Source organism: Streptomyces viridifaciens (assembly GCF_001888885.2).
GTDB classification, from domain to species: domain Bacteria; phylum Actinomycetota; class Actinomycetes; order Streptomycetales; family Streptomycetaceae; genus Kitasatospora; species Kitasatospora aureofaciens.
This window is the reverse complement of the sequence record NZ_CP090841.1, coordinates 304,021-326,248: the sequence shown is the minus strand read 5'-3', so window position 1 is coordinate 326,248 and position 22,228 is coordinate 304,021. Positions and strand designations below refer to the sequence as shown.

The window sequence follows — 22,228 nt, the reverse complement described above, 5'->3', positions numbered from 1 at the left end:
GCAGGGGGACGCGCCGGCCACCGGCTGAACGCCCGCTGGGGCTGCGGCTCAAGGGGTGCGCAGGCTGAGCGAGGACTCCAGGCCCGCGGTCAACTCGCTTCGGTGGCCTGCCAGCCGGTCGTGCCGGCGGAAGCGCTCCAGCGCCGAGGCCAGCCGCGCCCGCACCTCCGGCGCGCGGCCCCGGGCCACCAGGTGGGCCGCGTAGGACTGCTCGGCGACGGCGTGCAGGTAGAGCAGGCCCGCCTCCTCGCAGGCGGCCAGCAGGCGGTGCCAGGCGAGGTCCGCCGTCTCCTCCCGGACGGTCGGCGGCAGCGCCTGGGCCTCGGTCAGCAGCGACCACAGGTGCACCTGGGTGACCGGACGGGGCGGCAGCAGCTCCCGGGCCTCCCGGGACCGGCGCTCCGCACCCGCCGGATCCCCGGTCGCCAGGCTCACCCAGCCCTGGTGCACCAGCGCGTCGACCAGCCGCTCGCGGTTGCCGGACTCCACGGCCAGCGCCGTCGCCTCGGCCGCCAGCCGCCGCGCCTCGGTTGGGTCCCCGAGCATCGCGGTGACCAGGCCCAGGGTGGCGAGCGACCGGACCCGCGCCGAATCGGCGGCGGGCCCCTCGGCGGACTCGGCGGCGGCCACCCCCTTTCGGGCCGCCTCCGCCGACTCGTGACGGCGCTCCAGGGCGACCAGCGCCTGCGCCCGGCAGTTGTGCAGGAAGGCCACCGCGACCGGGTCGGCGCAGCGCTCGGCCGCCGCCAGGCCGACGTCGGCCCGGGCCAGCCAGTCGGTGAAGCGGCTGGCGCCGTAGTAGAGCGAGCCGGTGGTCAGGGCGAGCCGCCAGGCCCGGTCGGGGTGGCTGACGGCGGCCCGGTCGATCAGCATCCGGACGGCGGGCTCCTCGGCGCGGAACCAGTCCAGTGCGGTGCGGATGTCCACGACGGGCGGCAGGGGCTGCGGCGGGAGGGCGGGCGCCCCGGGGTCCTCCTGGCCGGGGTCGAGGTAGCTGCCGCAGCGCTGCAGGGCGCCCCGGTAGTGGTCCAGCAGGCGCAGCAGGGCGTGCTCCCGGCGCTGTTCGGAGGGTGCGGACTGCTCGGCGAGCAGGTCGGCGCTGAACAGCCGTACCAGGTCGGAGCGGTGGTAGCGGCCGCGGGCGGCACCGGTGAGCAGGTGGTGGGAGGCCAGCTCGCCGAGCGCCCGGTGGGCGGTCGCGGTGTCGGTGCCGAGCAGCGCGGCGGCGGCCTGGCCGTCAACCTCCCGGCCCGGGTGGAGTGCGAGCAGTGCGAGCAGTTCCACTGCCTGCGCCGAGACCTGATGGAGGGACAGGCGAAGCTGCTGTCGCAGCCCGGTGTGCGCGTCGAGTTCCAGGGCGGCCAGCCTGGTCCGCTCGTCGGCGAGTTCGGCGACCAGGTCGGTGGGCGTCCAGCTCGGGTGGGCGGTCAGCCGGGCGGCGGCGATCCGCAGGGCGAGCGGCAACTGCTCGCAGAGCCGGACGAGTTCGGCGCCCGCCTCCGGCTCGGCGCGCAGGCGCCCGGGCGTCAGCAGGTGCTCCAGCAGGCCCAGGGCGTCGGCCTCGGGTAGTGCGGTCAGCCGCAGCAGGGCGGCGTCCTCGGTGGCGACCAGCTTCTCCAGCGAGCCGCGCGCGGTGATCACGACGGCGCAGCCCGGGCCGTCCGGCAGCAGGTCGGTGAGCTGGTCGGCGTCGGCGGCGTCGTCCAGCACCACGAGCAGGCGGCGCCCCCTGGTGTGCTCCCGGTAGAGCGCGGCGCGGTCGGCGGGGTCGGTCGGGACGGCGTCGTCCGGGACGCCCAGGGCGCGCAGGAAGCGGCCGAGGACGGCCCCGGGCTCGGCGGGGCCGGCCGGGTCGAGGCCGCGCAGGTCCGCGTACAGCCGGCCGTCCGGGAAGCGCTCGGCGGCCCGGTGCGCCCAGGCGGTGACCAGGGCGCTCTTGCCGATCCCGGCCGGGCCGACCACGAGGGCCGGCCCGTCGGAGGCCCGGTCGGGGGCGCAGGCGCGGTCCAGCCACTGGGCCTCGGCGGTGCGTCCGATCAACTCCCCCCGCTGGCGAGGCAGTTGCTGGGGCGCCTGATAGCCCGACCGGGCGGCCGGGGGAGCGGCGGCGGGGGCCTCGGCGGGGACGGCGGCGGGGGCGGCCGGGGGCGCCTCCGGGCGGTCGTCCGCCAGCACCTCGGCGAACGCGGCCCGCAGCGCCGGTCCGGGGCGGATGCCCAGCTCCCGGTCCAGCCGCAGCCGGGCCCGGTGGTAGGCGTTCAGCGCGTCCGCGGTCCGCCCGGCCTGCTGCAGACAGCGCACCAGCAGCGCCACCAGCTCCTCGCGCAGCCCGTCCCGCCGGACGCTCTGCTCCAGCACCGCCACGGCCGCCGCACCCGTGCCCTGGCGCAGCCGCAGCCCGGCCCAGCGCAGCAGCGCGGCGGTGGAGGACTGCTTCAGGTGTTCCACGGTGGCGGCCCGCAGCGGGGTGTCCGGCAGGTCGGCCAGGGCCTCGCCGCGCCACAGCTGCAGCGCCTCCTCCAGCAGCGCGATCGCGCCGGCACCGTCACCGCGGTCGGCGCGTTCGCCCGCCCGCTCGGCGAGCGCCGTGAACCGCAGCGCGTCCACCTCCTCGGCCGGCCCGCTCAGCAGATAGCCGCCGGCCCGGGTGTGGAGCTCGAACGGGGTGTCGGCGAGCACCTTGCGCAGCGCCGCGACGTGCCCCTGCACCGCCGCCCGAGCGCTGGCCGGGGACCGCTCGCCCCACAGCAGCTCGCAGAACTGGTCCATGGTGACCACCCGGCCCAGCCGCAGCGCCGGCAACGCCAGGACCGCCCGCCGCTGCGCCCCCGCCAAGGTGGCGAGACCGCCCCCGGCGACCTCCAGCTCCACCGGCCCGAGCAGCCGAATCCGCACCCGTACCCCCACCTCACCGCACCCGAGACCTGGAGGCGGCCGCCGGGGTGGAGCAGTGTAGTGCGCACACGTGTCCGATCCGCACTCGAACGCTCGCAACCGTCGGAGCCGCCACGGGTACAGAGGCCCCGGGGGTGGTAGATGGTTGCCTCTGGAAACCAGATCGCCCCTGGGGCCCCGGGCACCGAAGCCCCGCCCGGCCACTCGGCGAGGGATCGCCGCCGGCACCCCGGCCCGGACGTCGCCGCCGTCGGCCCAGGTCCACAGCCGGTGGCGCGGCGAGGAGGTCGCGTGCACCAGGCCGGGTGCCCCGGTGAGGGCGCGGAGCCGGTCGAGCAGGAGGTCGTCGTCCGCGGCGGTGCGGTGCGGTGGGCGGGACCGGTGACGGGGCGGACCGTAGGCGCGTGGGCCGACAGTGTGGTGCGGGAGGGGTGCGGCGGGCCGGTAGCGTGCGGGCATGGACGAGACTCTCGGGAGACACGTGAACGCCCGGTTCGAGCGGCTGGCCCAGCGGGTCCGCGACGAACTGGCCGCCGCCGGACTGCCGGTGGTGGCCCCGGGCCTGGACGACGAGCTGGCCGTCGGGGCGGCGGTGCGGATCAGCAGCTGGAACCAGCACTTCGGGGAGGACCCGGAGGTGCTGGTGAGCTGGCACACGAGCCCCCGACTGCGGAGCAGGGCGACGGCGGACCTGCGGCGGTACGCGGCGCCGACGCCCGCGGTCGTCCTGGGCGACCAGGTGCACCGGGCGATGTCCGCCGCGGTGACCGCGATCCTCTCGGCGGCCGGCTTCACCGTCCGGGCCTCGGGGAACGACTACGCGCCGTTCGACGTGCTGGTCGTCGAGGGACCGGACTTCAGGACGCCGCCGGTCTGGTCCGAGCTCGCCGAGGGCCCGGACCGTACGGAGGACGAGCCCGCGAAGTGAACCGGCCCGGTCCGGTCCGGCGTACTGTCCCACGACGAGAGGGAAGGGGAGCATGGACATCGAGCTGCTCGGGCCGATGGTGGTCCGGCGGGAGGACGGCACGGTGGCCACGCCCTCGGCGCCCAAACGGCGCGCGCTGCTGGGGGCGTTGGCGGCACGGCTGAACCAGCCGGTGGGCGCCGAGGAGCTGATCGAGCTGGTCTGGGAAGGCGCCGCGCCGCCGACCGCGCGGGCGGCGCTCCAGGGCCACGTCGCGGCGCTGCGGCAGCAGTTGGACGACCCCGGGCTGGTGCTCGGCACCCGGGGCGGCGGGTACGTCCTGGAGGGTGACGCGGACCGGGTGGACCTGGTGCGCTTCAGCACGCTCTGCGACCGGGCGGGGCTGCTGTCGCCCGATGCGGCGGCCCGGGTCGGGACGGACGACCCGGCCGTTCCGCTGCTGCGCGCGGCCCTGGACCTGTGGCGGGGCCCGGCGCTGGCCGACTGCGGGTCCGCCCTGCTGCGCGAGCGCACCCTCCCGTTCCTGACCGACCTGCGGCTGTGCGCGCTGAACCGGTTGGCGCAGGGGCTGGTGCTGGCCGGTCGCGGCGGCGAGCTGGTGCCCGAGCTCACCGAGGCGGCGGACGCGCACCCGGGCCGGCAGCCGCTGGCCGCCCGGCTGGTCGAGTGCCTGGAGCAGGCCGGGCGCGGGCTGGAGGCCCGGGAGCGGTACGAGCGGACGGTGGCCCGGCTGTCCGGCCCGCCTGGGCCGGAACTGCGGCAGGCGGGCGAGCAGTTGGCGCGCCGCACGCCGCCGGACCGCCGCTTCGTCGGCCGCGCCGCCGAACTCGCCCGGCTGCACGAGGCGTTGGCCGTGGCCGCCCGGACCGCCCGCCCGATCCTGGTCACTGGCCCGGCCGGGGTGGGCAAGACCGGTCTGGTCCAGCACTGGGCGGCGCAGCGTTTCCCCGAGCGCGTCCTGCACGCCGACCTGCGCGGCTCCGACCCGGCCGGCCCGCGCCGGCCCGCCGACGTCCTGGCCGGCTTCCTCACCGACCTCGGCGTCGCGCCGGAGGCCGTCCCCGCCGGCCTGGAGGAGCGCGCGGCCCGCTACCGCGCACTCCTCGCCGACCGCCGGATCCTGATCCTGCTGGACGACGCCGCCTCCTACCGGCAGTTGGCCCCGCTGCTGCCCGACCGGCCCGCGCCGACCAGCACCGCGCTGGGCCCGGTCGCCGTCGTCACCAGCCGCGACCGGCTGCGCGAAGTGCTGCTCCACGAGGACGCCCTGGTGCTCCCGCTCGGTCCGCTGGACGCCGAGGACGCCCGGGACCTGCTCGCCCGCGGACTCGGCCCGGACCGTCCGGCCACCGACCCGGAGACGGCCGCCGAACTCGCCGAGCTCGCCGAGCGCTGCGACCGGCTGCCGCTCGCCCTGCGCCTGGCCTCCGCCCGGCTTGCCGCCCGCCCGGACTGGTCCCCGGGCGACCTCGGCGCCGAACTCGCCGACGAGCAGACCGGCCTCGCCGCCCTGGCCGGGGCCGGCGCCGCGCGCGGCCCGGTCGGCGTCGGCGCCGCCCTGGACCGCACGTACCGGACCCTGCCGCCCGCCGCCGCCCGGCTGTTCACCCTGCTCGGGCTGTACCCCGGCGCGGAGATCGACACCGCCACCGCCGCCGCGCTCGCCGACCTGCGACCGGCCGCCGCCCGCACCCTGCTGACCGCGCTCGACGCCGTCCACCTGCTGGCCGAGACCACCCCCGGCCGCTACACCCGGCGCGAACTGGTCCGCCGCTACGCCGCCGGACAGGCCGCCGCGCTGCAGTGCGAGGAGCGGTTCGGCGCGCTCGACCGGCTGATCGCCCACTACCTGGAGCTCACCGCCCCGTGGGCGGGGGAGGGCGGCGAGGGCGGAAGGCCCCCGGCGGCCTGGTTCCGCCGGGAGGAGAGCGCGCTGCGCGCCGTGGTGCTCTGCGCCGAGCAGTACGGGCGCACCCGCGCCGCCTGGCAACTCGCCCACCGGATGAGCCTGTTGTACGAGCGCTCGGCCGAGCGCCCGGACGGGCCCGTTGGCCGGGACCGGACGCACTGGCGGACCGTCGCCGAGATCGGGCTGCGCGCCGCGCACGCCGACCGGGACGACGCGGCCCTCGCCCGGCTGGGCACCGACCTCGCCGTCCTGCACGTCCGCCGGGCGGCCCACCGCACCGCCCTGGAGCACCTGGACAGGGCGGCCGCGGCCGCCGACCGGGCCGGTGACGCGCTGCTGCGCCACCACTGCCGCAGCCGGGTGGCCGCCGCGTTGGTGCGGGCCGGGCAGTACGACCGGGCGCTGCCGCTGCTCACCGACCTGGTGGCCGCCGCCCGGACCCCGGCCACCGGGCACCTGCTGGTGCGCGCCCTCACCGACCTCGCCGAGGTCCTGGTCCTGGTCGGCAGCCCGGAGCGGGCGCTCGCCCACGCGGACGAGGCGGTCCGCACGGCCACCGCCCGCAGCGCCGACGGGCGTCCGGACGGCGGCGGCCCGGACCGCGGCCGCCCGGACGAGGTCGAGACGGTGCTCGCCACCCACAGCCGGGCCCGCGCCCTGCACGCCCTCGGCCGCCGGGAAGCCGCGCTGTCCTCGGCCCGGCTCGCCGTCGCGCTCGGCCGCACCGTCGGCGACGCCACCGTGGAGGCGCGCTCGCACGGGCTGCTCGCCGACCTGCTCCTCGAGCTCGGCCGCAGCGTCGAGGGAGCGGAAGCCAGGCGGCGCGAAGAGGCACTGGTGGCGGGGGAGCGCTGACGGCGGGCCCTGCGGACCGGTGCACAACTGCCTCCCGCACCGGCCCGTACAGGCGGAACTATCGGCGGTTCTGCCACGCGGAACCGCCCGCCGGACCGCCTCCGTCCCGGGCATCCCCGCAGGCGGAGGGCTGGTGTGCGCGCTACTTCCGCCAAGGCATACTTCTGCCTGAGGGGAACTGCCCGGCCCGGCGCCCGGCAGAACTGAGGGCGTACGAAACCAGGGGTGGGGCGGGGAGATGACGCTGGCGAGCGGAACCGGGGAGTTCGGCCACCTGCTGGCCGGGCACCGGGTGGCAGCGGGCCTGACCCAGGAGGACCTGGCCGCCACCGCGGGCGTCAGCCTGCGGGCCCTCGGGGACATGGAACGCGGCCGCACCCGCGGCCCGCAGCGGCGCACCGTCCGGGCCCTGGCCGCCGCCCTGGGCCTGGACGGCGCGCAGTCCGCCGCCCTGGAGGGGGCCGCGCAGTCCGGCCGGCCCCGGGGGGTGCGCCAGGTGCCGCCGCAGGGGCAGGCGGTAGGGCCGGTCGTACCGCCCGCGGCTCCGGCCGGCGCCGGGCCGGAACCGGCAGCGCCACCCGCGCCGGACGCCGCCGCAGAGCCCGCGCCCCCCGGCACGCCCCCCGGCGCGCTCGCCCTGCCGCGTGACCTCGCCGACTTCACCGCCCGCGAGCAGGCCCTCGCCGAGCTCGCCGCCCTCACCGCCGACGAGCACCCCGCCCACCCCCGGGTGGTGCTGATCAGCGGTCAGCCGGGCCTGGGAAAGACCGCCTTCGCCCTGCACGCCGCCCACGCGCTCGCCCCGGCCTTCCCGGACGGTCAGCTCTCGCTCGACCTCGGCGGTATGGCCGCCACCCCGCTGGCCGCCCGCGAGGCGCTCGGCCAGGTGCTGCGCGCCCTCGGGGTCGCGGACGGCGCGGTGCCCGCCGGGACGGAGGAGCGGGCCGGTCTGTTCCGCGCCCTGGTCCGCGACCGCCGGCTGGTGCTGGTGCTGGACAACGCAGCCGACGAGGCCCAGGTGCGCCCGCTGCTGCCCGGCTCCGGTCCGGCCGTGACCATCGTGACCAGCCGTCACGCCCTGCCCGGCCTGGAGGCGGTGCACCGGCTGCGGCTCGACGTGCTCTCCCCGGCCGAGGCGTCCGCGCTGCTGGCCCGGATCGCCGGGCCGGAACGGGTCGAGGCAGCCCCGGACGCCGCCGCCGAGCTGGCCCGGCTCTGCGGCTACCTGCCGCTCGCGCTGCGCATCGCCGGGCAGCGGCTGGTCGCCCGGCCGCAGCAGCCGGTGGCCCAGCTGGCCCGCCAGCTCGCCGCCGAGGAGAACCGCCTGGACCTGCTGGAGACCGGGGACCTCGCCGTCCGTCCGGCCTTCGAACTCTCCTACCGCCGGCTGCCCGAGCAGTCCCGGCTGGTGCTGCGCCGCTGCGCGCTGACGGCCGGGGCGGACTTCACCGCGTCCGTCCTGGCCCGCTACGCGGGGCTGTCGGCCGCGCGCACCGAACTCGTCCTGGAGCAGCTGGTGGACGCGGGCCTGGTGCAGCCGGCCGCCCCGGAGCGCTACCGGCTGCACGACCTGGTGCGGCTGTACGCGGGAGAGCGCCTGACCGTCGACGAGACGGCCGAGGCCGTCGCCGAGGCCCGCACCCGGGCCGGGAGCTGGCTGCTGCGCGAGGCGGCGGCCCACGGCCTGCGGTTCGACCCGGACCACACCGCGGCCGAGGGCGCCGCAGCCGCCGGGGCTGACTCCGTCCCGCTCACCGAGGCCGCACGCTGGCTGGAGGAGGAGCACCCGGAGTGGCTGGCCGCGCTGTACCGGGCGCAGCGGGAGGGCCGCCACCGGGAGGTGATCGACACCGCCGAGGCCATGCACTGGTTCTCCGACCGCCTGGTCAGCTGGGACCTCTGGGGCGAGGTGTTCCAGCTGTCGGTGGACGCGGCCCGCGCGAGCGGCGACCGGCAGGCCGAGGCAGTGCACGTCAACTACCTGGCCTGGACGTACGTCACCTGTCTGCACCGCTACCGGCGCGGCATCGAACTCGCCGGTGAGGGGCTGGCGTTGGCCCGCGGCCTGGGCGACCACGAGCAGCAGGGCTGGGCGCTCACCTACCTCGGCACCGGGCTGCGCCACCTCCAGCGCTACCAGGAGGCCGGCGAGAGCTACCAGCGGGCGGCGGAGGCCTTCGCCGAGGTGGACAACCGGGCCGCGATGATCGGCCGGCTGGTCACCCTGCGCGGCGCCGCGACCTGCCTGCGCCACCTGGGCCGGGCCGATGAGGCGCAGGACTCCCGCCGCCGGGCGCTGGCACGCGCCCTGGAGCTGGTGGAGCGCTGGTCCTCGCCGCTGATGCACCTGATGGCCGCCGTGACGGCGCACGAACTAGGCCAGGACCGGGCGGCGTTGAAACGCTGGCCGGCCGCCGAGAAGGCCTACCGGCAGGCGCTGGTGCACTACGAGGCGATCGGGCGTCCGGACAGCATGACCAAGACGCTGACCGAACTCGGCACCGCGCTGATCGAGCAGGGCCGCGCCGACGAGGCCCGGGAGATCCTCACCGAGGCGCTCACCGACCTGAGCGCGGACGGCCGGCGCGGCCGGAGCCCCGTGCAGGGCCTGTCCGACTGATCGTGCCGGACAGGCCCGCAGCGGCCCCTGGGCTGCGGCACCGGGTCAGATCCGGGTGTCCTCCACCACCGGCAGGCCCTGGTCACCCTGGTCGCCCCCGCCGTCCCGCGCGGCCGGAGTGAAGGCGGTTCGCGGTGCGGCCGCCGGCTTCTTCCCGCAGAAGGCCGGCTCCAGAGCGTTCATCAGCCCCTGGGTGACGGAACCGTTGTTGGAGGCGTTGGCGAAGACCACCACCGAGCGGTGCCCGTCCGGGGTGGTGAAGGACTGGGTCTGGTAGCCCTGGACGATGCCGCCGTGCCCGTACACGTCCCCGCAGGACAGCGTGATGCGGCGCAGCCCCAGCCCGTAGGAGATCTTGGCGGTCGGGGTGGGCAGTGCGGCCTCCATCTGGCGCAGCGAGTCGTCGGAGACCAGTCCGCCGGAGCTGCCGGCCATCAGCGCGGTGAGGAAGGTGTCGAGATCCTCGGCGGAGGAGATGACCGCCCCTGCGCTCCACACCCACGAGCCGGTCTGCTCGGTGGAGTCCAGCAGCGGCTTGCTGCGGTCGTCGTTGGTGAGGTAGCCGGTGATGTGGGCGCCCGCGATCCGCTGGTGGGGGACGACGAAGGAGGTCCGCTTCAGGCGGAGCGGCTCGATGATCCGCTCGCGCAGCACGTCCGCGTACGGGCGGCCGGTGAGGTGCTCGACGGCGAGGCCCATCAGCACGAAGTCGGTGTTGGAGTAGGTGTAGCGGCTGCCCGGCGCGTACTGCTGGCCATGCTTGACGGACATCGCGACCAGGTCGGCCGGGGCGTACACCTTGCTGCGGATGCGGGCCTCGAAGGCGGAGGTGGTCTCCTCGCCGGGCTGCTCCAGCAGGTCGTTGGTGTGGTCGTAGACGCCGGCCCGGTGCTCCATCACCTGGCGGCCGGTCATCGTCCAGCCCTCGGGGAGGGTCCCGGCCGGGAGGTAGTCGCACAGCGGCTTGTCGAGGTCGATCCGGCCCTCCTGCGCCAGCTGCATCACGAGAACGGCGGCGAACATCTTGCTGTTGCTGCCGACCCGGAACCTCCACGCGGAGTTCATCGGCGTCCCGTCCAGGTTCGCCCTGCCGACGGCCAGCGAGCGGGTCCGGTCGTCGTCGCCGTGGTCGCGGATCACCGCGAAGGCGCCGGGGGCGCCCGCGCCCGTGGTGGCCTGGAGTGCGTTCAGCACGCCGGCCGTGTCGGGGGTCGGCAGCGTCGCGCCACCCCGGTCGGCGGCCAGTGCGGGGGCGGTTCCGCCCGCCACCAGGACAGCGGCGGCGGCGGTCACCAAGAGCGGACGCAGAAGGCTGGTCTTCGCCATGTTCCTCGGCTCTCTCGTGGGCTGACGCGGTGTCGGATCGCGTCGATCGTGATCACTATCATCGGTCGGGGCGGCTGGTCGCAATGTGAACCGGATCGCCCGCATCGTCCGTTGTCGGGTGGATTTGGCGGGCGCACCGTTCGTTCTCCGGGCCGGGGTCAAGGTTTTACCTCCCGTCGTCTACCCGCGTTGACCGTCCCGCCCCCATGCTGTTCGGGCGCTCGCTCCGCCGTCCGGTGCCGCCTCGCACCGGGCCTTCCCCCCAGCGACTTCCCCTCACCGACCACGGAGTCCCCATGCCCCTGGCCACCCTCGCGCGCCGTGCCGGCGCTCTGCTGCTCGCCGGTGCCGGCCTGATATCCGCCACCGGCACCGCCCACGCGACCGGCACCTACACCGCCGTGGTCTTTCCCGACCAGAACCACACGGTGGTCTACAACCTGATCAACTCGGCCACCAAGAGCATCGACGTCACCATGTACGAGCTGCGCGACACCACGGCGGTCAACGACCTGATCGCCCGTCGGCGGGCCGGCGTCAAGGTCCGGGTCATCCTGGACGCCCAGCACACCTCGGTCAACGGCTCCGCCTACAGCGCGCTGAGGGCGGCCGGCGTCGGCGTGACGTACTCCTCCTCGGCGTTCGTCTACACCCACCAGAAGACCGTCACCGTGGACGGCGCCACCTCCCTGATCCTGACCGGGAACCTGGACGCCACCTACTACTCCAGCAGCCGCGACTACGGCGTCCTCGACACCGACGCCAACGACGTCAACGCGATCGAGCAGGTCTTCGCCGCCGACTACGCCAAGACCTCGATCACCCCCTCCGACGGCGACAACCTGGTCTGGTCGCCCACCGACTCGCAGGACCGCCTGCTGGCGCTGATCAACGGCGCGCAGACCTCGCTGGACGTAGAGGAGCTGGAGTTCGGCGACCAGGCCCTGGTCGACGCGGTCACCGCGGCCGCCAACCGCGGCGTCACGGTGCGCGTCGTCGGGATGGACCCGAGCTCGTACGGCTCCTCCTTCGACGAGGTCACCTCGGCCGGCGCCAGGGTGGTCACCTACTCCTCTACCACCGGCCTGTACATCCACGCCAAGGCCGTCGTCGCCGACTACGGCACCTCCACCGCCAAGGTGTTCGCCGGCTCGGAGAACTTCTCGGACAACTCGCTGAACAACAACCGCGAGCTGGGCCTGATCGTCTCCGACTCCGGGGTGCTCAACACGATCGAGTCGACCTTCGCCACCGACTTCGCCAACGGCACGCCCTACTAGGCCGTTCGGCGGATCCCGCCGGACGCCCTGCCACAGGCCGTTCGGCGGAAGCACGACAGTCCGTCACCCTCCCGTTCCGGGCGGCCCCGCGGGGCCGCCCGCCCACCCGAGGACCTGTCATGACTTCGTCCGCGAAGCCCCTGAACGACTCCGCCCGCCCCCGGTCCCGCCGCACCGCGACCGCGCTCGGCTCGGCCGTCGCGCTGGTCGCCGCCTCCGCCGGGCTCTGGGCGGCCACCGCCACCACCGCGCAGGCGGCCGGGCTGCCCACGCCCGACCACGTCGTCGTCGTGGTGATGGAGAACCACTCGTACAGCCAGATCATCGGCAGCAGCAGCGCGCCGTACATCAACAACACCCTGAAGGCGGGGGGTGCCAACCTCACCCAGTCCTTCGCGATCACCCACCCCAGCGAGCCGAACTACTACGCGCTGTTCTCCGGCTCCACCCAGGGCCGGGTCGACGACAGCTGCGTGACGGTCGGCGGCTTCCAGACCCCGAACCTGGCCTCCGAGGTGCTCGCCGCCGGCAAGACCTGGGCCAGCTACAACGAGTCCCTGCCCAGCCAGGGCAGCACGACCTGCAGCAGTGGCAACTACGCGCAGAAGCACAATCCCTGGTTCGGCTTCGGCAACGTGCCGCTGAGCAGCGCCAAGACCTTCGCGCAGTTCCCGACCGACTACACCACCCTGCCGAACGTCTCCTTCGTGATCCCGAACCTGTGCAGCGACATGCACGACTGTTCGATCAGTACGGGTGACACCTGGATCAAGAACAAACTGGGCGCGTACGCCACCTGGGCGCAGAGCCACAACAGCCTGCTGGTCGTCACCTTCGACGAGGACAACAGCCTGTCCGGCAACCGCATCCCGACCGTGGTCTACGGCGCCCACGTCACCCCGGGCAGCAGCTCGGCCACCACCTACAACCACTACAGCGTGCTGCGCACCCTGGAGGACCTCACCGGGGCGAGCGGCCACGCGGGCAACGCGGCGACCGCGACGGACATCACCGGCATCTGGAACTGACCTCCTCCGGTCAGGAGTCGATCTGGACCGGCGGCCGTTCGACGGCCGCCGGTTCCGCCGCTCCCGGCGCGGTGCCGAGCCTGCGCACCCCCGGCACCGCCGCGGTGCCCGCGCACACCAGGGTCACCAGCGCGGCCGCGGCCAGCAGCGGCACCCGGCTGCCCCAGGCGTCGGCGGCAAGCGGGGCCAGCACGTAGCCGAACGGCGCGGCGGCCAGCGACAGCAGCCAGTCGTACGAGGTGACCCGGGCCAGCACCCGCGGCGGGAACTCCTCCTGCACCACCGTCTCCCACACCGGGTTGAGGAACCCCAGCCCGGCCAGCGCCACCCCGTAGGCCGCCACCGTGACGGGCGCGGGCGCCGGAACGGCGAGCGCCAGCAGCGGCAGCCCGTACAGCGCCAGTGCCAGGTTGCCGACCAGCACCGGGCGCCGGGGGCGGAGCCGCCCGGCCGCCAGTGAGCCGAGCAGCAGGCCGACGGCCCCGGCCTGGGTGATCGCCACCCAGACGCCGTCCCCGCCGAGCCGGGTGGCGGCGATCAGTGGGCCGAGGGTGAGTGCGACGGCGCTCGCGCCGTTCCACACCCCGTGGGCGAGCAGGCTGGTCCAGTACCAGTCCCGGGCGCGGACCTCGCGCCAGCCCTCGGCGAGGTCCCGCCGCAGCGGGCGCGCTCCGGCGGGCGGGCCACCGGCGGCTGCGAGCGGGTCGCGGGCCGGGACGAGGCGTACCCGGCTGAGCAGGGCGGCGCTCAGCAGGAACGAGACGCCGTCCGCGACGAAGGCCCAGCCCGGCCCGGCCGTGTAGACCAGGAGGCCCGCGAGGGCCGGGCCGCCGAGCCGGGCGGCGCTGGTGGCGGAGCCGAGCAGGGCGTTGGCCCGCAGCCGGTGCTCGGCCGGGACGGCGGCCCGGACCAGCGGCGAGGTGGTCGGCATGGCGAAGGCGGAGGCGAGGCCGCCGGCCGCCGAGGCGATCGCGATGTGGGTCAGGTCGGGCCGGTCGCCGAGGAGTTCGAGGCCGACCAGCAGCTGGGTGACGGCGCGCAGCAGGTCGGTGGTGAGCGCGACCAGGCGCGGGTCGAGGCGGTCGCCGGCCACCCCGCCGAAGGGCAGCAGGAGCAGTCGCGGCACCATCGCGCAGCCGAGGACGAGCGCGAGCGCGGCGGAGGAGCCGGTCGCGCGGGTGATGGCGATGGCGAGGGCGGCCGGGACGACGGCGTCACCGAGGGTGGAGACCGTCCGGCCGAGGAAGAGCAGCCTGAAGTCGCGCAGGCCCAAGGGGTGCTGAGACACCGGGTGTCGGGGTGCGGGGGGTCGGGCTGCCGGGTGTCTGGGTGCGGGTCGTCGGATCACGAGCGGCACTGTATTTCGGTGACGAAATTTTGGCAACGAATATTTTGGTGACGACACATCCGCCTTTGTAGACTCCTCCCATGCCCGAGCACCCCCACCAGCAGCCGACCCCGCCCCGCGACTGGACGGACGGCCACCTCGACCGCTGGCTACCGGTGCTCCCCGAGCTCGACCCGGAGATCGAGGGCGCGGTGACCCGGATGTCCCGGCTGACCCGCCACCTCGGCCGCGTCCGCGAACAGGGCGTCGCAGACTACGGCCTGCACAAGCACGAGTTCGACACCCTGCACGTCCTGGCCGGCCGTGGCGGCCACGCCGCCCCCTCCGACCTGCGCGCCGACCTCAACCTCGCCCCCGCCTCCGTCACCGGCCGGCTGGAGACCCTGGAACGCCGCGGCTTCGTCCTGCGCACCCCCTCGACCGAGGACCGCCGCAAGGTCGACATCGTGCTCACCGAGGCCGGGCGGGCCGCGTGGCACGAGGCCCTGGACGTGGTCGGCCGCGAGGAGCGCCGACTGCTGGGCGTGCTGTCCGAGGACGAACGGCGCACGCTCTCGGGCCTGCTGCGGAAGGTGATGCTCGCTCAGGAGTCCGGGGCGGCGGAGTAGTACGCCGGCCGCGGCGCCGGCTGCTTGGTGGCGGTGGCGGTGGCGGTGGCGGTTGCGCGGGCCGGAGCGGGGGCGGGCTCGGGGCTCGACCGGGGGCACGCCCGACTGGTATCGATAAGGGCGTGCGATTCGAACTAGTGCCGATGCCGGACGAGGTGGGGGAGCGGCCCCGGGACGGGCGCGGGTACCCGGTGCCGGCCATCACGCCGTGGCAGGACGGGCAGCCGCGGTTCGCCCTGACCGACCACGGGCGCAGCGCCGACTGCGCGCTGGAGCGCCGGTGTTCGGTGTGCGGGGTGTTCATGGCGCGCGGGCCGGTGTGGCGGGTGGTCGGGCCGGCCGAGAGCGCCGCGATCGCCGAGGCGATCGCGGCGGGGCGGCCGTACCGCAATCTCGCGCCGACGATGGAGGGCCCGGGGCACCGCGCCTGCATGCTGTACGCGTCGATGGTGTGCCCGTACCTGGCCAGGCCCAACGCCCGCCGCAAGGTGACCGCCGGGGACGCGGAGGACCGGCTGACCGCCGCCGCCGTCCGCGGGGCCGCCCGTGGCGGAACGGGGGCGGTGGTCGGGTTCGGCGACTACGAGTACGCGGTCACCGACACCCGGGTGCTGTTCCGCTTCCTCGACGTGGTCGAGTTCCTGCCGCACGAGTCCGCCGACGAGCACCTGGCCGAGCTGCGGGCCGAGTTGGCCCGCAGCTCGGCGCGGGATCAGGGCCGGTAGACCGGCAGGCCCGGGATGGTGGAGACCTGGGTCGGCGCGGCGGAGCCGTCGGCCGGTACGGCGTCGATGCCGTCGGGGGTGCGGGCCGCGACGGTCTTTCCGTCGGGGGACCAGGCGGGCTCGGTGAAGTCCGTGGTGGCCGAGGGGGTGAGGTCCTTCTCGGCCTTCCGGTCGTGATCGGTGGAGCGGGTGAACAGGTGGTCATGGCCGTTCACCGCGCGGACGAAGACGATCTGCCCGCCGTCCGGGGACAGGGCCGGCTGCGAACCCTTCCCGATGTCCTGGGTGCCCGAGCGGATGTAGTCGTCGTAGATGTACACCTCGTTCGTCGGGGTGTTGGCGTAAGCGATGGCCGCCTGCCGGCCGCCCGCGTTGGCCCAGGTGTTGCCGGTCTGCGGCGGCTGGGGGACGCCCGGGTTGTCGCCGCCCTCGGAGTTGTGCGGGCTGAGGTCCTCGACGGCGCCGCCCTTGGCGGGGACCTTCACCAGCCGCAGCACACCGGCCTTCTTGGCGGTGAAGACGATGTTGTTGTAGCGCTCGGTCTCGTTGGGGACGGCGTCGCCGCTCGGCCCCTTGTCGGCGTGCTGCCAGGTCGGGTGGGACCACTCCTCGCCGTCCGGGTGCTTGGCGAGAGTGGCCTTGCCGGTGCCGTCCGGGTTGGCGGTCATCAGGTCGCCGCTGTCGCCGACGAAGACGACCTTCTTGCCGTCCGGCGACCAGGCGAGGTCGCGCACCACGGAGCCGAAGTCGACGATGGTGCCGTTCATCGCGACGTTCCTGGTGCCCGTGCTGATGGTCAGGTGGTTGGCGACGGTGGTCCCGTTGACCTCCTTGCGGCCGGGGGCCGGGCTGCCCGAGTGCGTGGCACCGCCGGGCGCCGCCGTGCCGGGTGCCGCCGCTCCGGGCGCGCTGGAGCCGGATGCGTTGGTGCCGGGCGCGGCGGTGGCGCCGGAATCGGCGTTGTCGGGGCCGCAGGCGGAGAGCAGGACCGCGCTGACGGTGGTCATCAGCGCGATCGCGGCGGCACTGCCGAATCGGTTGCGCACGGACATTCGAGATCCCCCTTGGTGATGCTGTTCGCCTTCGTCAAAGAGGTTCGCAGTCCGAGGTCCGCGCCCGGTGCCTGCTCTGTCACAGCCCCGGAACAGCACGACCGGACATGGTGTCAGTTCGTGTGCGCTGCAGAGCTGATGACGTGGCCGGCGAGCGGTCAGAGGCCGAGTTCGCCGGCCCCGGGTGGTCGTCGGGGCGGCGGCCGAGCGGCCAGCGGAGCAGTCGCTGCCCGGGGGGTGATCGGCAGGTCCGTTGATCGAGGCGGGCCACGACCTGCGGGGCGAGCCCCCGGAAGATCAATTCTTCGAGGGCATCGATGGTCGGCCGCCGTTTCTCGATGTGCCGGATCTGCGGCGGCAGTGGTCGCTGCTGCGCTGTCCCGGCGGACGTCATCGAGGGGCAGGGGGCGGGGACCTGTGGAAGGATGGGCGTGTCGGTGCCCCGGCCCGATTACGGCGGGCCGGGGCGCCAGATTATACCGTTGGAGTACTTCTACTTCTCGCCGCGCTCGCCGCCGCCCTCGCCGCCACGCTCGCCGCCGTGCCCGCCGAAGCCGTAGTCGTGGCGCACGACCCGGAAGCTGCCGACGACGCCGTCGTCGACCTCGACACCCTCGTGGACGCGCTTCGGGTGCACGCCGTCGCTGGAGCTGTGCGGCCCGACGGTGGCGATGGGGGCGCCGTTGTCGCAGACCGCGCCGCTGAAGACCTCGACGGTCCGGTGGCTGTCGTTGCGGATGTTGAGCGACTTGGCGCCCAGGCCGCTGACCACGGTGATGCAGCCGTAGTCGTCGGCGGAGTACGTCCGCTCGTTGACGTGGATGACGCCCCGGTGCTCGCGGTGCTCGCGGTGCTCGCGGTGCTCGCGACGCTCGTGGCCCTCGTTGCCCTTGCCCTCGTTGCCCTTCGTGCCGCCGTCGAGCGGAGCCTGGGCGGGAACGGCCGCCGGGGCGGCCTTCTCAACGACCGGGGCCGCCTTCGCCACAGGCTCGGAAGCGGCCGACGCGTAGCTGATGCCGGTCACGGCCACGGCCGCCGACGCCGCGAGGGCAATGGCGGTGGTCATCTTGTTCATGGACCCTCTCCTGTTTCTGGACTGGATCGGCTTGGTGCCGACATGAATGAACGTACCGACCGACTAAAGGGCTGTCCTATTAATAGGCCGCCGAATGGTTGACGGGCAGGTCTAAATGAGTGTCATGTGAGCCCCCGAACCACTCCCGGAACTGGCGTCGCTCGGCGGCCTGCTGTCCTCAAATCCTGTTTTTTGTACGGGAGTTGACGGAGCAGATAGGTCCATTCGGGTAGTGCCTGACTTCGCCTCACTCATTTGGCCCGATCTCGGGACTCGTCTGCGGAAGTCAGGCCGGAATGTCGGTGGACCAGATCTCCGGATCGGAGGGATGTGCCGCGGGTCGGGCGGTCGCGGTGGTCCCGTGGGGATCCGTGCCAGTGGGAGCCTCGACCTCCTTGGGGGTGGGCCCGAAGCGGACCGGTGGCGCACGCACGCGCCTGGTGGTTCGGCAGCCGCCGCGGTCGCGAGGCCCGCCGCAGCCCTGCAGGCGCACGGTGGCCGGTCGGCCACCCCGTCCGCCCGTGGTGTGACGTTCGCCGACTTTGCCCTCGGGAATACGAAATCCCTTGGTATCAGGCAGCGTTGACGGAACCAGCGGGCTGGTTGGGCCAGGTCCGACGGGGCCGCGCTCCGGGGCCGTACAGCAGGCCGGCTACGCACTCGCCGTGCACCTGGTCCAGAGCGGCCAGGACGGTGGAGGCGGTGTGCTCGACGGCGACCCGGCGGTCGTCCCCGGGCCTCCGCCGGGTCCGGACGACGGCGTCGTTCGGCCACCAGCACCGAGTGGACGATCCCGGCCGCGTGCACTGCGAGGACGGTGACCGGGCAGGCGCGGTGTGGAGCGGGAACTGCCGTCCGACCGTAACCGGTCCCGGTGGCCCGGAAAGATCACCCATGGGTACTCGTTAGGCGAATGGACCGCGGGCGCGAGTGTGCCCACCGAGGTGGGCTCACCAGCGCCAAGTCGCCCCGCGTACCGGAGCTGGGTGGATTGCTGTCCCTCCCGTCCCACCAGCCCCTCGTTTATCGCCCGTTGATCGTCTACGTCTAGCGTCGGGCCCATGGACGACAGGACGGCCGAGTGGCCGGGGGCGGCGCCCGAGGGGCGGATCACGGAGCAGGACGCCGAGCGGTTCCGGCAGTTGCTGGCCGGGCTGGAGAGCTCGCTGGCGGCGGACCGGGAGGTGGCGGGGCGTGAGGCCTGAGGCCGGCGAGCGGCCCGGGCCGGTGGCTGAGTCCGCCGAACCGCGCGGCCCGGCGCCCGGAACCGCGGAGTGGCACGGTCCGGCGGTGGTGCTGCCGCTCTGGCGGCGCTGGGAGGGCGGAGAGGAGCGCCGGAACGCGGATCGGCCCGGGGTGCTGCGGGGGCACCCCGGGCCGGTGGTGTCCGATCAGCCGGAGGCTGCGCCGGACGAGGCGTGACGGTTCACTAGCAGTCGCACCCGCAGCCGTCGCAGCCGCAGCCGTCGCACCCACAGTTGTCGCAGCAGTCGCACCCGCACTTGCAGCAGTCGCAGCAGCTGGGGTCGCAGCCGTTGCAGCAGTCACCGCAGTCACAGCAGTCGTGCCGCTCGCAGAAGCCCTTGCGCCGCTCGCGGCTGAACGGGTCGTTGTGCTCGCAGCAGAGCAGCTGGCAGGTGCAGGCCATCAGCGCCCACACCGCGCACCCGGCGAGCAGGTTGCGCGGGTGCGGCGGCTTACCGCCGGGCGGGCCGAAGCCGGGGCCCTGCGGCACCCACGGCGGGACCGGCGCCTGGTTCGGGTACGGGCCACCGGGGTGGCCGGGCGGCACCTGACGCGGCGGCGCGTCCTGGGGGTGGTCGGCGGTGGCGCCGCGATTGGCGCTGCGACAGCTCGCCCCGTGCCCGGCCCGGCCGAAGACCCGGTCCACCGCGCTCTCCGTCTCGTGCCCGAGCAGCACGTGCACCAGCGCCCGGTCGGTCAGCTCGACCTCGCGCAGCGCGAGCCGGATCCCGTGTACGGCGTCGCGGCAGAGCCGTTCGGCCTCGGCCCGGTCGGTGCCGGTGGCGGTCAGCGGGTTCCAGGCGCCCGAGGCGGCGTCGGCGGCCTGGTCCTCGGCGGCGTCGAGGAGGTGGGCGAGTCGGCCGAACAGGCGTCCCGCCTCGGCGAGCGGTGCGGCGTTGCCGGGGCGGCCGGCGATCACGGCGGTGTGGGCGAAGGCGGCCGACGTGGCGGTCTCGGTGGGCTCGGTGACCAGCAGCACGGAGCTGCCGGGCGGCAGCGAGCGCTCCAACTCGCCCTGCCGGGAGGCGGCGTCGAGCAGCACGGCGGTGTCGAAGCCGATGGTGGAGGCGCTGCCCGCGCTCTTGCGGTCCCAGCGCCGGGTCACGGCCCGGGCCCCGGCGGCGACCGGGCGGCGGGCGAACACGCCGTCCCGGTCCTCGACGTGGTCGCGGATCTTCACCGAGGCGAGCGCGAGCGAGACGGCCGCCGCCAGCCGGGCGCCCTCGCCCTTGGCGACGGAGGCGGTCCGCATGCCGCGCAGCGGGCAGGGCCCGGCGGTGCGGCGCCGGCTGGAGTCCTCCAGGGCGGTCTGGGCCTCGACCAGGACGGAGATGATCAGCCCGTCGTAGTTGGTGGCGGTCCGGGCGAGCTGCCCGTGGTCGTCCCGCAGGGCGAGGCAGAGTCCGCACAGGTGCGCCATCCAGGAGGCCTGGAGGCGCTCGGACAGCCGGTGCCTGCACGGTCTGATGATGCCGAACACGATCCTGATCCCCCTCGCCGATGGGCCGCTGACCGGCCACTTTGTCGGCAAACATCATATGATCACCGCCGCACCAGGGGGACCGGTCGGTCGAACCGGAGCCGAACCGGAGCCGCGCTGCCGTCGGGCCGTCACCAGGCGGCGAGAACGCGGGAAGGTGATCTCATATCAGGGATAGCATCCTGGATATGGGAACCGATACGGCCGCCGACGAGCGTTGGAACTGAGCGTGGACGGCCAGCCGCAGCTGCTCGGCCCCGGCGACTGCCTGCGCTACCGCGCCCGCACCAGCCGCTTCCGCAGCCTCGGCCCGGGCGAGGCCCGCTACGCCCTCGTGGTGGGCGAGCCGTGACCGCCGCCTCCGGTCCCATACCGGAGAAGGAACGCTTCGACGCCGCCGGGCGCCGCGTCCTGCTGGTCTGCGTCGCGGGTGGCTTCACCACCCTGATCGACCAGTCCGTCCTCAACACCTCGATCCCCGCCCTGCGCGGGACCCTGCACGCCCAGCCCGCCCATCTGCAGTGGATCGTCGCCGGGTACTCCCTCGCCTTCGGCCTTGCGCTGATCCCCGGCGGGCGGCTCGGCGACGTCAAGGGCCGCAAGTGGTTCTTCGTCATCGGGCTCGCCCTGTTCACCCTGGTCAGCCTGGTCTCCGCGACCGCCACCGACCCGACGGTGCTGATCGCCGCCCGGCTCCTGCAGGGCGCCGGCGCGGGCCTGGTCAACTCCCAGATGATCGGCACCCTCCAGGACGTCTTCGACGGCCAGCTGCGCGCCCGCGCGCTCGGCATGTACGCCGTCACCGGCAGCCTCGCCTTCGCCCTCGGCCCACCGATCGGCGGCCTGGTGCTGGCGGCGGCCGGCCCCGAACTCGGCTGGCGGATAACCTTCCTGCTCAACGTCCCGTTCGGCCTGGCCACCCTCGCCCTGGCCGTCCGCCACCTGCCCAGGCCCCGCCCGGCCGCCCGGCACGCCGACCTCGACCTGCTCGGCCTGCTGCTGGTCGGCGCGCTCACCCTCGCCCTGATGCTGCCCTTCGTCCGGCCGCCCGGCCTGGCCGGCCGGCTCGCCTTCGCGGCCGGCGCCCTGGCGCTGCTCGGCGCACTGATCGGATGGCAGCGCCGCTACGCCCGCACCGGCGGACACCCGCTGATCCACCCCGCGCTCACCCGCTCCGCGCCCTACGCCCTCGGAACCGCCACCGCGATGGCCCAGTTCGGCTCCTCACTGGCCGCCTCCCTGGTGCTGACCATGTTCCTCCAGGACGGCCTGGGCCTGTCCCCGATGGGCGCCGCCCTGGTGTCGCTGCCCTCGGCCCTGGCCATGGCCACCGCCTCCGGGCTCGCCTGGCGCGTGGTGCAGCGCCTCGGCCGACGCACCGTCACCGTCGGCATGACCGGTTCCGCGCTGGCCATGCTGCTCAGCGGAATCGTCGCCCAGTGGGCGCCCGCCGTCGTCCTGCCCTGGCTGCTCGCACTGCTCCAGCTGCTCGGCGGCGCCTCGGTCGGCCTGATGGGCTCCACCAACCAGGCCTACGTGCTGCGCCACGCGCCCGCCGAGGCGGCCGGGGTCAGCGGCGCGATCCTGCAGATGGCACAGCGGATCGCGGCGGCCGTCGCGGTCTCCGCCCTGTCCGGGGTCTACCTGCGCGAGACCGCCGGGGGCGGCGGCCACCGCTCCGCCTACCTGACGGCCGGCCTGGTCTGCGCGGCGGTGGCCGGACTCGCCGTACTGGCCTCGGTGTTCGCCGGCCGGGTCAGCGGGCGGGACCGGACGCCGGAGAAGCCGGACGAGACGGTCACGGTGAGCCCAGGGCGAACGTCAGTTCGGTAGTGGTCGATCGGCGCGTACGGT

General features: G+C 74.9%; 17 protein-coding genes. 11 read left to right on the top strand and 6 right to left on the bottom strand.

The genetic code is table 11. From position 1 onward, the window contains the following. Nucleotides 1-48 precede the first annotated feature (48 nt). Nucleotides 49-2,895, bottom strand: a complete 2,847-nt coding sequence (locus BOQ63_RS09015; RefSeq protein WP_050366361.1) for an AfsR/SARP family transcriptional regulator — start codon at nucleotides 2,893-2,895, stop codon at nucleotides 49-51. Nucleotides 2,896-3,352: 457 nt separating this feature from the next. On the opposite strand from BOQ63_RS09015, the gene BOQ63_RS09010 reads away from it, so the two are divergent. The 3 genes from BOQ63_RS09010 (at nucleotide 3,353) to BOQ63_RS09000 (ending at nucleotide 9,207) form a co-directional block, all read left to right on the top strand. Further along, a complete protein-coding gene (locus BOQ63_RS09010; RefSeq protein WP_143174682.1) occupies nucleotides 3,353-3,823 on the top strand; it encodes a hypothetical protein in 471 nt (156 codons plus the stop codon). 52 nt (nucleotides 3,824-3,875) lie between these two features. Continuing rightward, complete coding sequence (locus BOQ63_RS09005) at nucleotides 3,876-6,587, top strand: AfsR/SARP family transcriptional regulator (RefSeq protein ID WP_150475768.1); 2,712 nt, start codon at nucleotides 3,876-3,878, stop codon at nucleotides 6,585-6,587. Between the two features lie 238 nt (nucleotides 6,588-6,825). Beyond that, nucleotides 6,826-9,207, top strand: a complete 2,382-nt coding sequence (locus tag BOQ63_RS09000) for a tetratricopeptide repeat protein (protein WP_051746680.1) — start codon at nucleotides 6,826-6,828, stop codon at nucleotides 9,205-9,207. 45 nt (nucleotides 9,208-9,252) lie between these two features. Here the strand turns inward: BOQ63_RS09000 and BOQ63_RS08995 are convergent, their stop codons facing one another. After that, nucleotides 9,253-10,533 (bottom strand): serine hydrolase domain-containing protein, encoded by a 1,281-nt coding sequence (locus BOQ63_RS08995; RefSeq protein ID WP_072654010.1) that lies wholly within the window; start codon nucleotides 10,531-10,533, stop codon nucleotides 9,253-9,255. Between the two features lie 296 nt (nucleotides 10,534-10,829). On the opposite strand from BOQ63_RS08995, the gene BOQ63_RS08990 reads away from it, so the two are divergent. Both BOQ63_RS08990 and BOQ63_RS08985 read left to right on the top strand, forming a co-directional pair. Next, a complete protein-coding gene (locus BOQ63_RS08990; RefSeq protein ID WP_072654009.1) occupies nucleotides 10,830-11,813 on the top strand; it encodes a phospholipase D-like domain-containing protein in 984 nt (327 codons plus the stop codon). 119 nt (nucleotides 11,814-11,932) lie between these two features. Further along, complete coding sequence (locus BOQ63_RS08985) at nucleotides 11,933-12,841, top strand: alkaline phosphatase family protein (RefSeq protein WP_046385520.1); 909 nt, start codon at nucleotides 11,933-11,935, stop codon at nucleotides 12,839-12,841. A 10-nt stretch (nucleotides 12,842-12,851) separates the two neighbouring features. Here the strand turns inward: BOQ63_RS08985 and BOQ63_RS08980 are convergent, their stop codons facing one another. Continuing rightward, a complete protein-coding gene (locus tag BOQ63_RS08980; RefSeq protein ID WP_150475767.1) occupies nucleotides 12,852-14,129 on the bottom strand; it encodes an MFS transporter in 1,278 nt (425 codons plus the stop codon). A gap of 140 nt (nucleotides 14,130-14,269) precedes the next feature. Here BOQ63_RS08980 and BOQ63_RS08975 point away from each other — a divergent pair, with 140 nt between their 5' ends. Together BOQ63_RS08975 and BOQ63_RS08970 are read left to right on the top strand one after the other, a co-directional pair. Further along, nucleotides 14,270-14,797: a MarR family winged helix-turn-helix transcriptional regulator gene (locus tag BOQ63_RS08975; RefSeq protein WP_030598264.1), complete on the top strand. Its 528-nt coding sequence runs from the start codon at nucleotides 14,270-14,272 to the stop codon at nucleotides 14,795-14,797. Nucleotides 14,798-14,919: 122 nt separating this feature from the next. Next, nucleotides 14,920-15,522: a hypothetical protein gene (locus BOQ63_RS08970; RefSeq protein ID WP_223885879.1), complete on the top strand. Its 603-nt coding sequence runs from the start codon at nucleotides 14,920-14,922 to the stop codon at nucleotides 15,520-15,522. Here the strand turns inward: BOQ63_RS08970 and BOQ63_RS08965 are convergent. Beyond that, on the bottom strand, nucleotides 15,510-16,574 hold the full coding sequence (locus tag BOQ63_RS08965; protein WP_072654007.1) for a TolB family protein: 1,065 nt from the start codon (nucleotides 16,572-16,574) through the stop codon (nucleotides 15,510-15,512). The genes BOQ63_RS08970 and BOQ63_RS08965 overlap by 13 nt on opposite strands. A gap of 493 nt (nucleotides 16,575-17,067) precedes the next feature. After that, complete coding sequence (locus BOQ63_RS08960) at nucleotides 17,068-17,649, bottom strand: hypothetical protein (protein ID WP_063737889.1); 582 nt, start codon at nucleotides 17,647-17,649, stop codon at nucleotides 17,068-17,070. Between the two features lie 1,061 nt (nucleotides 17,650-18,710). Here BOQ63_RS08960 and BOQ63_RS08955 point away from each other — a divergent pair. Together BOQ63_RS08955 and BOQ63_RS08950 are read left to right on the top strand one after the other, a co-directional pair. Further along, on the top strand, nucleotides 18,711-18,854 hold the full coding sequence (locus BOQ63_RS08955) for a hypothetical protein (RefSeq protein ID WP_157846596.1): 144 nt from the start codon (nucleotides 18,711-18,713) through the stop codon (nucleotides 18,852-18,854). Continuing rightward, nucleotides 18,844-19,071 (top strand): hypothetical protein, encoded by a 228-nt coding sequence (locus tag BOQ63_RS08950; protein WP_030554797.1) that lies wholly within the window; start codon nucleotides 18,844-18,846, stop codon nucleotides 19,069-19,071. The genes BOQ63_RS08955 and BOQ63_RS08950 overlap by 11 nt, the downstream gene beginning before the upstream one ends. 7 nt (nucleotides 19,072-19,078) lie before the next feature. On the opposite strand, the gene BOQ63_RS08945 is transcribed toward BOQ63_RS08950, so the two are convergent. Beyond that, the gene (locus BOQ63_RS08945; protein WP_030280558.1) at nucleotides 19,079-20,374 is read right to left on the bottom strand and encodes a DUF5685 family protein; all 1,296 of its coding nucleotides are present in this window, start codon (nucleotides 20,372-20,374) and stop codon (nucleotides 19,079-19,081) included. 229 nt (nucleotides 20,375-20,603) lie between these two features. Between BOQ63_RS08945 and BOQ63_RS08940 the strand changes: the two genes are divergently transcribed. Continuing rightward, on the top strand, nucleotides 20,604-20,726 hold the full coding sequence (locus tag BOQ63_RS08940) for a cupin domain-containing protein (RefSeq protein WP_318277541.1): 123 nt from the start codon (nucleotides 20,604-20,606) through the stop codon (nucleotides 20,724-20,726). Continuing rightward, nucleotides 20,723-22,207, top strand: coding sequence for an MFS transporter (locus BOQ63_RS08935; protein WP_223885878.1), 1,485 nt, complete (start codon nucleotides 20,723-20,725; stop codon nucleotides 22,205-22,207). The genes BOQ63_RS08940 and BOQ63_RS08935 overlap by 4 nt, the downstream gene beginning before the upstream one ends. The last annotated feature ends 21 nt before the right edge of the window (nucleotides 22,208-22,228 follow it).

What these genes read in the sequence shown, in the direction of transcription:
- BOQ63_RS09010 (WP_143174682.1), top strand. Translation starts at nt 3,353, where the DNA reads ATGGACGAGACTCTCGGGAGACACGTGAACGCCCGGTTCGAGCGGCTG.
- BOQ63_RS09005 (WP_150475768.1), top strand. Translation starts at nt 3,876, where the DNA reads ATGGACATCGAGCTGCTCGGGCCGATGGTGGTCCGGCGGGAGGACGGC.
- BOQ63_RS09000 (WP_051746680.1), top strand. Translation starts at nt 6,826, where the DNA reads ATGACGCTGGCGAGCGGAACCGGGGAGTTCGGCCACCTGCTGGCCGGG.
- BOQ63_RS08995 (WP_072654010.1), bottom strand. Translation starts at nt 10,533, where the DNA reads ATGGCGAAGACCAGCCTTCTGCGTCCGCTCTTGGTGACCGCCGCCGCC.
- BOQ63_RS08990 (WP_072654009.1), top strand. Translation starts at nt 10,830, where the DNA reads ATGCCCCTGGCCACCCTCGCGCGCCGTGCCGGCGCTCTGCTGCTCGCC.
- BOQ63_RS08985 (WP_046385520.1), top strand. Translation starts at nt 11,933, where the DNA reads ATGACTTCGTCCGCGAAGCCCCTGAACGACTCCGCCCGCCCCCGGTCC.
- BOQ63_RS08975 (WP_030598264.1), top strand. Translation starts at nt 14,270, where the DNA reads ATGCCCGAGCACCCCCACCAGCAGCCGACCCCGCCCCGCGACTGGACG.
- BOQ63_RS08965 (WP_072654007.1), bottom strand. Translation starts at nt 16,574, where the DNA reads ATGTCCGTGCGCAACCGATTCGGCAGTGCCGCCGCGATCGCGCTGATG.
- BOQ63_RS08960 (WP_063737889.1), bottom strand. Translation starts at nt 17,649, where the DNA reads ATGAACAAGATGACCACCGCCATTGCCCTCGCGGCGTCGGCGGCCGTG.
- BOQ63_RS08955 (WP_157846596.1), top strand. Translation starts at nt 18,711, where the DNA reads ATGGACGACAGGACGGCCGAGTGGCCGGGGGCGGCGCCCGAGGGGCGG.